The sequence below is a fragment of the uncultured Methanospirillum sp. genome (genome assembly GCF_963668415.2).
GTDB lineage: Archaea > Halobacteriota > Methanomicrobia > Methanomicrobiales > Methanospirillaceae > Methanospirillum.
In genome coordinates this window covers 2,819,767-2,835,105 of sequence record NZ_CAXXDL010000001.1, presented here as the reverse complement: position 1 = coordinate 2,835,105, position 15,339 = coordinate 2,819,767, and the positions used below count along the sequence as shown (strand labels likewise).

Here is a 15,339-nt window from a genome sequence, read left to right as displayed (position 1 = left end):
CTCTCACAGAGCATCGGCTACGAACCATACACGAGGTGAAACCACGATGTCCGACCCTGAACTCTTTATTTTATATGTTGATGATGAAGCACTGCTTCTTGACATCACAAGCCTATACCTCAAATCCCTCGGGCTCAGAGTGGACACTGCAGAATCAGGCAGACAGGCTCTCAAAAAGATCAACGAGACCAGGTATGATGCAATAGTATCAGACTACCAGATGCCTGAGATGGACGGGATAACCCTGCTTAAAGAGATACGAATCATCTACCCCGAGATACCGTTTATTCTCTTCACCGGCAGGGGGCGTGAAGAGGTGGTTATCCAGGCGATAGAGTGCGGTGCAGACTTTTACCTCCAGAAGGGAGGTTCACCCCGCCCTCAGTATACAGAGCTCTCGCACAAGATCAGAACCGCTGTCCAGCAGCGAAGAGCGAGTGCTGCACTCAGAGAGAGTGAGGCACGGTTCAACCAGGTTGCACTGAGTGCAGGAGAATGGATCTGGGAGATCGACGAGACCGGGCTCTTCAGGTACTGCAACTCTGCAGTAGAGCAGATCCTCGGGTACAAACCGGAAGAACTGGTAGGGCAGAAGTGCTTCTTTGACCTCTACGAACCTGTGGTGAAAGAGGAGCAGACGAAGACTGCATTTGAGGCCATCCAGGGTATGCAGTCTATCAGAAACAGAATATTCTTCTATCAGCACAAAAACGGGCAGAAGGTTATCCTACAATCAAGTGGAACGCCCACCACCGGTGAGGACGGAAAAGTCACCGGGTACCGGGGCGTCCATATGGATGTGACTGCCCGGAAGAAGAGTGAAGAGCTGGTCAGACTTCACGAGAAACGGCTAGTAAAAGCGCAGGAGATAGGAAAAACTGGAAACTGGGAGTATGACCTGAAGACCGGGCTTATCTGGGGATCTGAAGGAGGTTTGAGGATCTTCGGGTACCATCGTCCTGCCGGAGATATCTCCATCGAAGAGATCGAGAACTGCATCGTCGAACGGGAGCGGGTTCACCAGGTACTCGTGGATTTGATCACCTCCGGGACACCGTACAACCTTGAATATACCATCAATCCTGCTGATGCCTCACCACCAAAGACGATAGCATCGATCGCAGGCATAGAGCCTGATGACGAGGGAGGCAGGAAGGTTGTAGGAGTCATCCAGGATATTACAGAACGGAAAAAGGCTGAAGAAGAGATCAGGCGGATGAACGAGGATATCTCTGCCGCGTATGAAGAGCTCACCTCAAGCGAGGAGGAACTCAGGGCAAATTACCGGGAACTGGCAGAGAGTCAGGACGCTCTTACAGAAAAAGAGGCCTTGTTCAGGGGCCTGTACGAGATCATGCCAAGCGGTGCTGCTATATACCGGGTAATCAATGACGGCAGCCGGGGCAGCGATTACATCATCGTGGAGATGAACCGAGAAGCCCTTGAGATGGAGAAGAAAGACAGGAGTCAGGTTGAAGGCCGCACACTCACTGATCTCCGCCCGGCTATTGATGAGTACGGGCTTATTCCTGTCTTCAGAAAGGTATGGCTTACCGGAGAACCTGCGATATACCCTGCAAAGATCTACAGAGATGAGAATTACGAGAGATGGTACGAGAATTATGTCTTCAAACTCTCATCAGGAGAGATTGTTGCGATATATAACGACGTAACCGAGCAGGTTGAGACGTCTGGGAAACTGGCCCAGAGTGAGAAACACTACCGGCTGCTTGCAGAGAACATGAAGGATGTCATCTGGATCCTGGATCCTGACACCCTTATCTTCAGGTATGTCAGTCCTTCATCATACCTGCTCAGGGGGTACACACCGGAAGAGGTGATGGCCCTGCCTCTTGATAAGGCGCTTTCAGAAGAGGATGCTGAAAACATTAAAAACCTTATCAAAGAACGAAAACAGCAGTTCTATGCGGAAAATGAACGGAGGCAATTTTACGTCGATGAAGCCCAGCAGCATCGCAAGGACGGATCGCTGATCTGGACCGAGATCACAACCAGTTACTATCTGAACGAAGACACGGGAAAACTCGAGATCCTAGGACTTTCCCGTGATATTTCAGCAAGAAAGGCAGTAGAACATTCACTAGCCGAGAGTCATGAGAAGTATCAGGTTCTGTTTGAACTCGGGAGTGAGGCGATATTTCTCATCGACAATGCGACAGGAGAACTTCTCGAGGCAAATTCAGAGGCTTCAGAACTCTACGGTTACACCCGTGAAGAACTGCTCAGCATGTGTAACACCGATCTCTCTGCTGAACCTGAAGATACCAGAAGAGTTACTGTAGAGACGCCCATTGGCAGTATTGTAATTCCCCTGCGGTTTCATAAACGAAAGAACGGTGAGGTATTCCCTGTTGAGGTAACCGGAAGGTTCTTCACCTGGAAAGGAAGGCCGGTCCATGTGGCAGCAATACGTGACATTTCAGGGCGGAAGCGATCAGAGGATGCACTCATCAGGGCAAACAGGCAGCTCTCGCTCCTCACCGACATCACACGCCATGACATCCTGAATGTGATCACCACAATATTCGGGTACCTTGAGTTGATCAGAGATGAGAACACCAGCCCCGAGGTGGAAGACCAGATTGAGCATCTGAACCAGGCAGTGAGAAGGATCCAGGAGCAGATCGAGTTCACCCGGGTGTATCAGGATCTTGGTGCAACCCACCCCAGATGGTTCTCGCTCTCCCTCCTGGTCAGGGATGAAGATCTCCCGGCTGGTCTTGAGTTGCAGACAGAGGTTGATGGGATAGAGATCTATGCAGACCCGATGCTGGAGAAGGTCTTCACCAACCTGATCGATAACACGGTGCGGTACGCAAAGAACGCAACAACAATCAGGATCTCATCCAGGATATCAGGGTCTGAAATGGTTCTTTCCTACGAGGATAACGGCAGCGGCATCCCGGAAGACGAGAAAGATAAGATCTTTGAACGCGGGTATGGGAAGAACACCGGGCTTGGGCTCTTCCTGGTCAGGGAGATCCTGGGAATAACCGACATCACCATCGCAGAGACCGGACAGGAGGGATCTGGGGCACGGTTTGAACTCACGGTGCCGAAGGGAACATACCGGACAGACCCTGTCCTGATAGAGCGTAAACAATCTCTCTGAATCAGGAGATCCAGACCCACACGGGTTTGATCAGGAGATCAACCGGAAAACAGGATGCCGCACCACATATGCATAAATATGTCCATCAACATACAATGATGTACATGAGAACCAAGATCATCCTTGATGAGAACGAGATCCCGAAGAAATGGTACAACATCCAGGCAGACTTCAAGACTCCTCTCGCTCCCCCGATGCATCCCCAGACAGGAAAGCCCATCGGACCCACGGATCTTGAGGTTATATTTCCAAAGGAACTGATCAGACAGGAGATGTGCCAGGACCGGTATGTCGACATCCCGGGTGAGGTCCGCGACATCCTGACGCTCTGGAGGCCGAGCCCGCTCTTTCGTGCTCACAACCTCGAACGGCTCCTGAAGACACCGGCAAAGATCTACTACAAGTATGAGGGGGTCAGCCCTCCAGGTTCTCACAAGCCCAACACTGCAATAGCCCAGACCTACTACAACATGAAGGAAGGGATCGAGCGGATTGCAACCGAGACCGGAGCAGGCCAGTGGGGTTCGTCCCTTGCATTTGCAACCCAGCTCTTCGGAATAGAGTGTAAGGTGTATATGGTCAGGGGCAGTTATGACCAGAAACCGTACCGGAAGATGATGATGCAGGTCTGGGGTGCAGAGTGTGTCCCGTCACCTTCACCAGACACCAACTCAGGCCGGGCAATTCTAGCAAAAGATCCGGATACACCGGGTAGTCTCGGGATCGCGATATCTGAAGCGGTCGAGGATGCGGCAACCCACGACAACACCAACTATGCACTCGGCAGCGTGCTCAACCATGTCTGTCTGCATCAGACCATCATCGGACAGGAGGCACAGAAACAGCTCGCTATGGACGAGGCCACTGCCGATATCGTGATCGGTTCAGCAGGTGGAGGGTCAAACTTTGCGGGAATTGCCTTCCCATTCGTGAAAGATAACATCGACAAGAAGACAGAGACCGAGATCATCGCGGTTGAACCTTCTGCCTGTCCCTCCCTTACAAAAGGGCTTTACGCCTACGACTTCGGTGATGTCGCAGGTCTCACCCCGATGATGAAGATGTTCACCCTGGGCCATGACTTCATCCCGCCATCCATCCATGCAGGCGGACTCAGATACCATGGAATGGCACCCCTGGTCTCCAAACTCCATGCTGACAACCTGATAACGGCAACATCGGTGCACCAGAACCGGGTCTTTGAGGCTGCTGTGACCTTTGCCAGAGCCGAAGGAATCATCCCGGCACCGGAGGCTGCACATGCCATCAGGGTTGTCATCGATAAGGCACTCGAGTGCAAACAGACCGGCGAAGAGAAGACAATCCTTTTCAATAACACCGGGCACGGGCATTTCGACCTCTCCAGTTACGAGGCCTACTTTGCCGGAACACTCCCGGACTACGAATATCCGGCAGATCTCATCGCCGAATCGCTGAAGAACCTCCCGACTGTTGCATGAACAGGATCGGGTTTGTAGTAAACCCGTATGCAGGGATGGGAGGGGCAGTCGGGCTGAAAGGTACCGATGGGTGTGTACAAGAGGCACGTTCTCTCGGTGCAGAACCACGCTCCCCATCCCGTGCAGTCAGGTTTCTTGCCGGCTTGAACAGGCAGGGATTCTTTTTTCTCACCGCTGCCGGGAGCATGGGAGCAGACGAACTCAGAGAGGCAGGGATAGCCTCGTATGAGATCGTCTACTCCCCGACTTTGCCAGATACTGTGGCAGAAGACACAAAAGCAGCGTGTGAACTCATGATACGAGAGGGGGTCAGGCTTATCGTATTCTGCGGCGGTGACGGGACGGCACGTGATGTTTTTGCAATGACCGGGAAGGATATCCCGATTCTTGGCATCCCTGCAGGAGTGAAGATCTACTCAGGTGTCTTTGCCACCACACCGGATACAGGAGCCGGGGTGCTCAACAGACTTGACGCGGCAAGCCTGACTGAAGCCGAGGTGGTGGACGTGGACGAGGAGCAGTACCGGGCCGGCGTTCTCACAACACGTCTCTTTGGTATTGCCACCATGCCGTACATTTCAGGACTCTGTCAGTCATGCAAAGAGGTCTCGTTCGGTGACGAAACACGGATGCGGGATGATATCGCCAGGTTCATCACGGGAATCATGCGGGATGATACCCTGTACCTGCTCGGTGCCGGATCAACCACAGGAGCCATAGCAACCAGGATCGGCCTTGCCTCAACCCTGCTCGGTGTTGATGCCATCTATCAGGGGAAGATTGTCGGCACTGACCTGAACGAAGAGGCAATCCTCGGGCTTCTTGAACAGTATGACAGTGCCAGGATCATCTTGAGCCCAATCGGAGCACAGGGCTTTGTTCTCGGCAGGGGAAACCAGCAGATCAGTAGCAGAGTTCTGAAAAAAACAGGTACAAACGCATTGATCGTGGTCGCCACCCCGGCTAAACTGCAGCATACACCGGTTCTCTACATCGACACCGGTGATCCTGATGTAAACAGAGAATTCGGGGAGAGCCTCCTCGTCATCTGCGGATACGAGATGGCACAGCGGGTCAGGCTCTCATAACTTCAGAGTATATACATGCCAGATTACGGGCGTGTTACCTACTTCCACCACCTGCCTGCTTTTCAAAACAATCAAGGCACAGAGTCCTGCCACCGGTTGCAATCAGGACCTTCCCCATCAGCGGCCTGTTGCACTCAGAGCAGACAACCTTATCCCTGAATCTGATATTTGAAGGATCGACTGCCATGATTCTCGTTATGCCCTGATAACACTTCACAGTATCCTGCACGGGAGACAAGCATCACGACCACAGGCCTGTCGAACTCTTTTTGATGTGAAAGATCGCATCAATTGTATAACAATGCCTCAAAATCTCCCTGACCCTTTGAAACCTGCCGCACGGGCACGGAAGAAACAGGTATTCCACACCTGGCGTTGCAACATCTGCTCGTACATCTACCGGGAAGAGGCAGGAGAAGAGCAGACCAATACACCACCGGGAACACGGTTTGAGGATCTTCCTGATGACTGGCTATGCCCGGTCTGTAACGCGGGAAAAAAATCCTTTATCCTTGTTGTTGAAGAAGGGAACGGGAAAAAGAGAGAGCAGGGCACTACAGTATCAGAAGTCCTGGTACACCAGCTGACCTCATTTGGGATCACCGAGTTCTTTGGTGTCCCGGGAACCAGTTCGCTCGGTATCATCGACGCAATCAGGAAGAACAAGGACGCCAGGTTCACTCTCTTCCGCCATGAAGAGAATGCAGCACTTGCAGCCTCTGCCTATCACAAGTTCACCGGGAAGATGGCGGTCTGTGTCACCATCGCAGGCCCGGGTGCAACTAACCTTGCAACAGGACTCTATGATGCCAAAGAGGACAAGACCCCGGTCCTCTCTCTGAACGGACAAGTTGCCATGCAGTACGCAGGCCCGGGAGGATTCCAGGAGATCGACCAGGACGCCTTCTTCAGGCCGGTCACCGTGTATAACAACACCATCTATGACCGGAAGATGGCACAGAAGATCCTGACCCTTGCACTTCAGCATGCAGTGGTCCGGTCAGGTGTCGCACAGATATCAGTCCCGAATGATGTCCAGAAGCAGCAGTTTGAGGGAAAAATCTGCTCACTTCAGGGATGCATTCCATCGCTCAGGGTTGTTCCGGACTCAGACACCCTCTCCCGTGCTGCGGCTATGCTCGATCTTGCAGAAAATCCGGTGATCCTTGCAGGATGGGGGGCATACCCCTACGCTGATATCCTTTCCTCTTTCTCAAAAGCTATTGACGCCCCGGTTCTCTCAACCTTCAGGGCCAAGGGTATCCTGCCTGACGGGCATCCGCAGTATGCAGGTATACTCGGGACTGTGGGTTCACCGCAGGCCAGAGAGATGGTTGAGCAGACAGACCTGCTCATCACCCTCGGGGTAGGATTCTCCAAGATGACCAGGGTTCCGGACCAGGTGCAGATGCTGCAGATCGACCGGGACCCGCTCATGCTCGGGAAAGGAGAGAGATCGCTGTCGGTATACGGTGATGTCGGTGAGGTGCTGACACGGCTTATCTCGATCGTCAGGCAGCGTGGCAGGCCGGCATCCCCGGGAAAGGTGAAAGAGATCGTGCAAGCCTGGGACGCCCAGCGTGACAGGGAGGCAGACCCGAAGGCAAAGCCGATCAGGCCACCGTACATCATGAAGGTACTCTCGGAGGTCATTCCTGACGAGGCGCTGATCTCGATAGATGTCGGTGAGAACGGCTGGTGGTTTGGCAGGAACTTCAGGATGAAGAAGCAGCGGTTTGCCATGTCAGGGTACCTTGCAACGATGGGATTCGGTCTGCCCGGTGCCATCGCAGCCAAACTTGCATATCCTGAAAGCCCGGTCTTCTGCATCACCGGCGACGGAGGATTTGCGATGGCGATGGCAGATTTTGTCACAGCCGTCAAGTACAACCTTCCGATGGTCGTCATCATCCTCAACAATCATGAACTCGGGATGATCAGGGTCGAACAGAAGATTGAGAACTACGAAAACTTCGCAACCGACCTGAAGAACCCTGACTTTGCAATGTATGCCAAAGCGTGCGGAGGGGAAGGAAAGCGGGTGAACGAGCCTGACGACCTTGGACGGGCAGTCAGATGGGCGATGCAGTTGAACAGGCCGGTCATCGTTGATGTTGATACCGATCCAAACCGGTTCTAACCGCTGAATACCAGAGAGTACTCGACTGACTTTGTGAGAAGCCTCCCGAAATCGGCGACTATTATCTCCTCGCGGGCAGCATATATATCCGTGCAACAGGAGCCGGCTGTAAAAAAGACATTATACTGGTGTAACACCTGCAATGTCCCGCTTATCGGGAGAACCTGCGGGTGCGGTGCCACCGGTGAATCAATACCACTCAATAAGCCATATGACCTGCGACCTGCCCTCACCGCAGACCAGGAACTGATCACCAGGCTCCTTCATGAACGCTTCGGACCTGTACCGGTACCGGGGGTTATCCTTCTCAATAAAACCGGCGGACTTGACCGGTACGAGATGGCCATCGCGAACGGAGGGAGGTTCGGCTGGCTCTCCTTCAACCCTGTCACCCGGAGGCACGAACTCATGCTCCTTCCTGAAGCCCTGCCCTTCATCGTCCCGTACGCAATGAAGGGGATCATCGAGATCCCGCCGGGAACCGGCGATGATGAAGATGGAAAGTCCAGGCGGATCGGCGGCAAGAAGGTTGATGTCAACACATCCGAACCGGACGGGCCGGTCATCGTCAGGTACGGGAACCGGTACGGTACCGGTGTTCTTTCAGAAGGATCGGTCAGGGTCAGGGAACTCGTCAGGGTCGAACCAAAGGTAGTCGCAGACTCTGACTGGGGAGAGGTGATCAGGCGTAACTACGACCGGCTCAAGGACCTTGAACGCTCGGCAGTCCGCTCCATCAAGCAGGAGATGAAGAACTTTGACCATGTCAACGTCTCGTTCTCAGGCGGAAAGGACAGCACAGTTGCCCTCGCCCTCGCACGCAAGGCAGGAGTGGAGGAGGCCTACTTTGTTGATACCCACCTTGAGTTCCCTGAAACCTACGACTTCATAAACAGTCAGCAGGTCCAGGTTACGCTGGACGGTGGAGACTTCTGGCCTGGTGTTGAGAAGATCGGACCGCCGGGAAAAGACAACCGGTGGTGCTGCAAGATCGTGAAGATGGCACCGGTCAGGCGCTGGATGGACACAATCGGCCCGGTCCTGACCGTGCAGGGAAACCGGTGGTACGAGTCGTTCAACAGGGCAGAACTTGACCTTCTCAGCAACAATCCTGCTAACCCGAACCAGACCAACTGCTCCCCGATACGATCCTGGCGGGCATTCGAGGTCTTCCTGTACCTGAAATGGAGAAACATTCCGTATAACCCGCTCTATGACATGGGCATCGAACGGATCGGATGCTGGCTCTGTCCTGCGATGCTTGAGGCAGAATACGAGATCCTCCGCGAGAAGCATCCGGAACTCTCTGACCGGTGGGACGCATTTCTTGAAAAGTGGGCCGATGATCAGGGACTGCCAAAAGAGTACGTCAGGTGTGGGATGTGGCGGTGGAAGTCACCACCTCCGAAGATGCGTGAACTTGCAAAAGAGATGGGCATCCCGCTCCCGCGTTCGCCTGACGTGGAACATCTGCCGCAGCGCAGGGAACAGAGGGATGAAAGCAGGACAGAACGAAGAGAGAGACGGACGCTCACCGGCCAGATCGGGAGGATAAAACCATCCTCAGAGGAGCGGACACCACTCAGGACATGGAGTTCAAAGGTCAGGTCCACCAGCAATAGCGATAATAAAAAATCGCCAGAACACAGGGAAAAGAGAGAGAGACGATAATTTCAGAGAGGGACCCGGGGTTCTTATGAGGATGAGAGCCGTTTGACCAGCGTCAGCTGGTTTGCATCCATCTCGCGGTTGTATAAAACCTCGTCCATCACCGATTTGATCAGGTGAACACCGAGTCCGCCGATATTGCGATGGTCGAGATCAGCGGTCACATCTGCCGGGGGAATCTTCGTGGGATCAAAGGCCGGTCCGGTATCTGTTATCGTGATCGTCACGAGTTCAGGGGATGAGACGCACCTGATAGAGACCTGTCCTCCCTCTGCCTCGTATCCGTGGGTGACAACATTGGTGACCGCTTCTTCAACCGCGAGCTGAATCCTGGTGGCCTCCATAAGGGGAACTTCTGCCTGCTCCAGACAATCTTCCAAATACAGGGCTACCTCTTCAATAGCATCAATCGTTGCCGGAACTACAATCCCACCTGATTCGCAGATCATGATATCGCTGTCTCCAGACGATCCACAGGACACGCCCGGTATCAGCCGGATATCCGGCTGACCGCCTGTTCAGGAGTCTCACAGATGGTAAAGATCCGGTCAAATCCGGTCATCTTAATCACCTCAAGAGGAGCAGCCTGGAGCGAGGCCAATGCCAGTTCCCCGCCGTCCTGGCGGAGCCGCTTCAGCGAGGCAAGAATAACCCGCAGACCGGAACTGCTGATATAGGAGAGTTGCTGCCCGTTAAAGACGATCTTCCGGGATCCCCCATCGATCAGTGAGTTCAGTGTAGTCTCAACATCCCGTGATGTGGCTGCATCCATTCTCCCGGATACATCAACAATGGTAACACCCTCAATGCTTCGGGTGGTGACATCGAGCAGTTCACTCATACGTATAAGAATGAAGGCGTGACATCTATTTCACTATTTGGCAGAAGGTTGAAGGGAAGCCCCCCATACAATATGAGCAACTCCCTGACAACCGAGTTTTATTGTGGAATACGGCAAGTACTATCAGAATACTAGTGGAGTCTCGTGATGCAACTCGAGAATGAGGTCTGGCAGCCGATACCAAAGACCCGGAGTGCGTGGGTCTACCCGTTCATCAGAAAACCATCGATAACCGGTTCAAACACCTACATCATCAGAAGTGGCAGGCACCTGCTGGTCATCGATCCGGGAGCGGACCCGGCCCAGATGGAGAAGGTCAGGGAGGTCCTTGCAGGCGAGGTATCAGGTCCTGACCACCGGATCATCCTGATTGCAGGACATATTCACGTGGATCACATGTACTTCGGGCTTGTTGATCGCCAGCTGCGCAGGATTGGCAGCACTATCATCGCAGCCGAAGACTGGGGTGCAATACAGCTCGAGGCAGGGGATACACACTGGACCGGTGCAGATATCGTTGGTCTGCCCCAGTCACCGGCCACCGTTGCGCTTCACCTGCTCACACCGGAAGACAAGGCCGGGGAGATAGAGAGGAGCGTTGTGATTGAGGGATTTGGAGAGATCCTTTTCAGATCCCACCAGATCACCACCGGTGACAGAGTTTTGTATGGACAGTCGATGCATCTTACAGATGGCGATCAGATCGAGTTCTGGTACACCCCTGGTCACAGTCATGAGAGCTTATCGATCAAGATCGGCAGTCTGCTCCATGTCGGCGACATCCCGTTTGCTACAAATCCGGGAATTGCAGGCAGAGCCGGCTGGAATAAAGATGATCTGCTCGACTCACTCTACAACATCAGGGACCATCTCCTGACAGAAGAGGTGATCTGCTGCCCAGGTCACGGAAGAACATTCGATTATGCCGGTGCAATGGCGATGGTCACCCGCATGGAGAAGGATATCAGGGAGATGCCTGATATCTCCGAGTATGATGTGAAGAGGCTGAACCTCTCACTCTGGCACGGGCTTGACCTTATCGATGAGGCTCACCGTCTCTTCCCGGTCATTGCCGGCAGGATGATGGCACTCTGCTTTCACCTTGACCATATCGGGATGGAAGAGGAGGCTGCAGAACTCTGCATCATCTTCGAGGATGAGTCCATTGATCAGCTCCTTCTTGATTTCAACAATTTTTACACGGAGTACAAGGCAGGTACAAAGATAAAACCCGAGGTTGTCCTCAAGGTCCTGCAGATCTTTGAGAAGATCCAGAAGGTCTTTCCTGCTGAGGCACTCGAGACCGTCATCGACAACTCATTACTCAGGCGGGTGACACGGAGCCTGTCCGACTTTCTCTCAACCATCCAGGGTGTTATTCCTGAAGGAACGCACGAACCCGTCGATCTGATACCCCTGATCCAGGAGGTCTTTTGTGGAGAGGGGTCAGGAGTAACCGATGAGGAACTTATCCAGGCAGCAGATGATGAACAGACATACCGCCAGGCGATGGTGAAAAGACTCGCCCATCACCCGTATGCACACCATCTGGCCATCCATATATCTGTCAGTAGTGATGAGGGTGAACCGGTCCGTGTCATGGCAGACAGACTCCGGCTCTATGACTCGTTCATCGCCCTCCTGGAGCACGGTGAGCGTATCAATGCCGAATCACTTGAGATATCGGTGAGCAGCGATGAGAACGGGGTAGAGATGATCCTCACACCGGCAGGAACAACCCTTGCATCAGAACTCCCGCTCCCGGGATCAACAATCAGGGAGATCGCATATGCAGGAGGCGAAGTCAGGAGCATGATGGAGCCGGGAAAAGAGGATATCAGGATAGTCTTTAGCAAGCCGGACGCGTTGCGACCCAGAAGTACCCTGCAATCAGCATGCTGAGCAGGAGACAGGAGAGAAACCCGGCACCGAACCCGGAGAACGTGATCAGTACTCCGGCCACAAGTGGGCCGGTTGAATGACCAATATCCATAACTGACGAGAGGGCTCCCATCGATGCCCCGATCTCCTCTTTTTTTGCCAGGTCTGCAACATACTTCGTTGTTGCCACGGTTGAGAGCGATATACCAATACCTGATACAAGACTGATGCAAAGCAGCAGAATCAGCGATGACGACGCCGGAATGAGGGAAACAGATATCCCGAGCAGAGCCACACCAACGCCGATCTGGTACCGGGGATCCTGACGGTCTGCAACCCTGCCGAAGAACGGCTTGGTGAGGGCAATCGAGAGCACCTGTACTGCAAAGATGATCCCGATGAGATAGACCTCAACACCATTTTTTGCAAGGTAGACCGGGAAGAACGTCTCAAACACTCCGAACACAAAATAGGTTCCCATATCAACCGTGGCGGTTGCAAGGAGCCTGCGGTCTGATCTGAAAACCATGAGACTCTCTTTGAAGATCGCAGGTGTGATCATGTCAAGAGTCCCGTTATCTCCGCCGGGAATCCGGAGTACCAGGAGAAAAACGAGAAGCCCGGTCGCAAACGCCGCAAGATACACACTTTGGTACCTGAAGGTTCCCGGCACCATCACAAAGAATGAGATGAGTGCTCCACCCACAAGGGGAGCCAGGGTTCGGCCGTAGAGCGTAGCAGATGAGTACTGGCCGATCCGCTGCCCTTTCGTGGCAGAGAACCGTTCGGCAATAAAAGCAGAGACGACCGGCCCGAGGATGGCTGTAGCCATACCATGAAAGAACCTCACCGGGATCAGGAGAAGAGGATCGGAGACAAGGAGATAGAGAAGTGGGGCAATGAAGAAGACACCTCCGGCAAGCAGGAGGAGCCGCTTCTTTCCAAGATGATCAGAGAGAACACCAACCGGGAAGCTCAGGAGAATACCGGCAAACGGGGAGACTGCAGATATCAGGCCGATCAGTGCCTCGTTCGCACCAAGTGATGAGGCATAGAGAGGAAGAACAGGATTTTTTGAGATCGTTGTTGAGAAGATTGCAAAAAAGCCGAGTATTGAAAGGGTGAGGATACATCTCTGATCGGTGGAGATCTGCATACCAGTTATAGCGATTTATTCATCTATTGAGGTATCGAATCTCCAATCTTCCTGGTATTATGAAAAAGAAGTAAATTACTTCTTTTTACTTTGAGATAGTAAACTTCACCTTTGATGCACTGGTCTGGCCGTTGTCCTTGACGTTTACGATCCAGGTACCTGCGTCGGTGCCGGTTGGAATGTCAAAGGAGCCGGTAAGAGTTGAGGTCGAGTTGGAGGTTACATCCTTGGCATTGATGTTCTTGGCATCTCTGTCTGACTCGTTCTCAAGGTAGACCTTTGAGGTCTTCGAGAAGTTGGCTCCGGTGATGGTGAAGGCAACAGTCTCCCCGATCTTGCCTGATGTCGGGTTGATTGCCGTGACATTCGGCTTTGCAAGGGCAGATACAACCTTTGCGTCATCCTTCGACTGGGTGGTGTTACTTGCCGCAGCAAATCCGGCAAGCAGGAGGCATGAAATTAAAATTACCGAGATTTTTAAAACATTCTGATTCATAAGAACCAATTACATACATACGAACTTCCTCTATTTGAGGCTTGACCACAAGAGATGATTTTAGCCGAAAATAACCCTGAATATCAGCCAATAGTCCCTGAGAGCAGGTGGGATCGCCGATGCCCCTGACCGGCTGCGCCCGGGTGTTCCATCATCAACAAGGATCCAAGTCGCCTGAACAGAACCGGGATAATCCTGCTCATAAATTATATAGATCGAGTGATGATGTTACGGCATGGTCAAGATACCGGCATTCATACTTCTGGTTTTCATACTTATCACCGGGATCGCTTCTGCTGCTTCTTCTGGTCTGCAGCCAGGGGAACTACAAATTGTGACAGAAGAGTATGCCCCTCTCAATTACATTGACAACGGGACACTGAAGGGGATCTCTGTTGATCTGACAGAAGCTGCCCTGCATCATCTCGGATACAACATCTCACGGGAATCGTTCAGGGTTCTGCCCTGGAGTGAGGCATACAACCAAGCCAGAACCACTCCTGATACCATCCTCTTCTCAACCGACCGGCTCCCTGAACGTGAAGATCTCTTTCTCTGGGCAGGACCGGTTGTTGAGAGTTCAGAGGCACTCTTTACCCGGACCGACCGCTCTGAGAGCGGGATTGGATCACAGAAGATCGTGGTGCTGACCGATGACTGCGGAAAATCATACGCACTGAAGGCCGGTGCAGAAGAGAAGAATATCATCAACGTGCCAACGGCACAAGACGCGATTCTGATGCTTGAGAACGGATCTGCAGACGGGTGGGCATATAATGATCTCGCAGGCCAGCATGCAATCTCTCTATATGCCTCTGACCCGGAAACCATAGGAGAGAGTCAGATGCTTGGCACAAGCAGATACTACCTTGCATTCAATCCTGACACCCCGGTTGAGTTCGTGAATGCAATGAACACCACCCTGCAGGAGTTCAAACGGAACCGGACAGAATCCGGCGTGACGAAGTATGAACGCATCATTGCAGACTACCTCCCGGTCAGATGCACAGACAAGTCCGCAACCAGAGAACAGGTGATGAACCTCGTGAACACAACAACAGCTGCCATCGCAGGCGACGCACCGGGAACAATAGCATCAATACAGGCAGGAAAAAGCCCGTACCGAGACCAGGCAGACCCTGATCTCTACGTATTCGTGTTTGATACATCAGTGAATCTCATAGCAAACGCAGTCAATTCAGCAAACACCGGGAAAAATCTTGCAGGAACAACCGATGTTTTTGGGCACCCATTCCGTGATGAGTTGGTGAAAGGAGCAGAACAGAACGGTACCGGGTGGGTGTCTTACGTCTACTCAAATCCTGATTCGCTCGGGCTGTACCAGAAGATGAGTTACTATCAGATGGTTACCGGAAGCGACGGGAATCAGTACGTGATTGGGGCAGGACGATACCAGACCTGCGATGAGAGAGAATCAGAGATCACAGGAATCCAAAAATAGTCGCATGATCCCCT

General features: G+C 52.9%; 12 protein-coding genes. 7 read left to right on the top strand and 5 right to left on the bottom strand.

The window, feature by feature from the left end; all coding sequences use genetic code 11:
* The first annotated feature begins 46 nt into the window (after nucleotides 1–46).
* The 3 genes from ACHZA2_RS13460 (at nucleotide 47) to ACHZA2_RS13450 (ending at nucleotide 5,681) form a co-directional block, all read left to right on the top strand.
* A complete protein-coding gene (locus ACHZA2_RS13460) occupies nucleotides 47–3,133 on the top strand; it encodes a PAS domain S-box protein (protein WP_319580125.1) in 3,087 nt (1,028 codons plus the stop codon).
* A 104-nt stretch (nucleotides 3,134–3,237) separates the two neighbouring features.
* Nucleotides 3,238–4,593: a TrpB-like pyridoxal phosphate-dependent enzyme gene (locus ACHZA2_RS13455; RefSeq protein WP_319538330.1), complete on the top strand. Its 1,356-nt coding sequence runs from the start codon at nucleotides 3,238–3,240 to the stop codon at nucleotides 4,591–4,593.
* Complete coding sequence (locus tag ACHZA2_RS13450) at nucleotides 4,590–5,681, top strand: ATP-NAD kinase family protein (protein ID WP_319580124.1); 1,092 nt, start codon at nucleotides 4,590–4,592, stop codon at nucleotides 5,679–5,681. Before ACHZA2_RS13455 ends, ACHZA2_RS13450 begins: the two co-directional genes overlap by 4 nt.
* A gap of 34 nt (nucleotides 5,682–5,715) precedes the next feature.
* Here the strand turns inward: ACHZA2_RS13450 and ACHZA2_RS13445 are convergent, their stop codons facing one another.
* Nucleotides 5,716–5,868, bottom strand: a complete 153-nt coding sequence (locus tag ACHZA2_RS13445; protein WP_319538332.1) for a hypothetical protein — start codon at nucleotides 5,866–5,868, stop codon at nucleotides 5,716–5,718.
* A gap of 114 nt (nucleotides 5,869–5,982) precedes the next feature.
* Here ACHZA2_RS13445 and ACHZA2_RS13440 point away from each other — a divergent pair, with 114 nt between their 5' ends.
* Entirely contained in the window at nucleotides 5,983–7,821 is a 1,839-nt protein-coding gene (locus tag ACHZA2_RS13440; RefSeq protein WP_319580123.1) for a thiamine pyrophosphate-dependent enzyme, read from the top strand.
* 90 nt (nucleotides 7,822–7,911) lie between these two features.
* Complete coding sequence (locus tag ACHZA2_RS13435; protein WP_319580122.1) at nucleotides 7,912–9,492, top strand: phosphoadenosine phosphosulfate reductase family protein; 1,581 nt, start codon at nucleotides 7,912–7,914, stop codon at nucleotides 9,490–9,492.
* 23 nt (nucleotides 9,493–9,515) lie between these two features.
* Here the strand turns inward: ACHZA2_RS13435 and ACHZA2_RS13430 are convergent, their stop codons facing one another.
* Together ACHZA2_RS13430 and ACHZA2_RS13425 are read right to left on the bottom strand one after the other, a co-directional pair.
* On the bottom strand, nucleotides 9,516–9,938 hold the full coding sequence (locus ACHZA2_RS13430) for an ATP-binding protein (RefSeq protein WP_319580121.1): 423 nt from the start codon (nucleotides 9,936–9,938) through the stop codon (nucleotides 9,516–9,518).
* A 41-nt stretch (nucleotides 9,939–9,979) separates the two neighbouring features.
* Nucleotides 9,980–10,330 (bottom strand): STAS domain-containing protein, encoded by a 351-nt coding sequence (locus ACHZA2_RS13425; RefSeq protein WP_319538336.1) that lies wholly within the window; start codon nucleotides 10,328–10,330, stop codon nucleotides 9,980–9,982.
* A gap of 147 nt (nucleotides 10,331–10,477) precedes the next feature.
* Here ACHZA2_RS13425 and ACHZA2_RS13420 point away from each other — a divergent pair, with 147 nt between their 5' ends.
* On the top strand, nucleotides 10,478–12,232 hold the full coding sequence (locus ACHZA2_RS13420) for an MBL fold metallo-hydrolase (RefSeq protein ID WP_319580120.1): 1,755 nt from the start codon (nucleotides 10,478–10,480) through the stop codon (nucleotides 12,230–12,232).
* On the opposite strand, the gene ACHZA2_RS13415 is transcribed toward ACHZA2_RS13420, so the two are convergent.
* A complete protein-coding gene (locus ACHZA2_RS13415; protein WP_319580119.1) occupies nucleotides 12,180–13,367 on the bottom strand; it encodes an MFS transporter in 1,188 nt (395 codons plus the stop codon). The genes ACHZA2_RS13420 and ACHZA2_RS13415 overlap by 53 nt on opposite strands.
* An 85-nt stretch (nucleotides 13,368–13,452) precedes the next feature.
* Nucleotides 13,453–13,863 (bottom strand): IPT/TIG domain-containing protein, encoded by a 411-nt coding sequence (locus ACHZA2_RS13410; protein WP_319580118.1) that lies wholly within the window; start codon nucleotides 13,861–13,863, stop codon nucleotides 13,453–13,455.
* A gap of 235 nt (nucleotides 13,864–14,098) precedes the next feature.
* Here ACHZA2_RS13410 and ACHZA2_RS13405 point away from each other — a divergent pair, with 235 nt between their 5' ends.
* The gene (locus tag ACHZA2_RS13405; protein WP_319580117.1) at nucleotides 14,099–15,325 is read left to right on the top strand and encodes a cache domain-containing protein; all 1,227 of its coding nucleotides are present in this window, start codon (nucleotides 14,099–14,101) and stop codon (nucleotides 15,323–15,325) included.
* The last annotated feature ends 14 nt before the right edge of the window (nucleotides 15,326–15,339 follow it).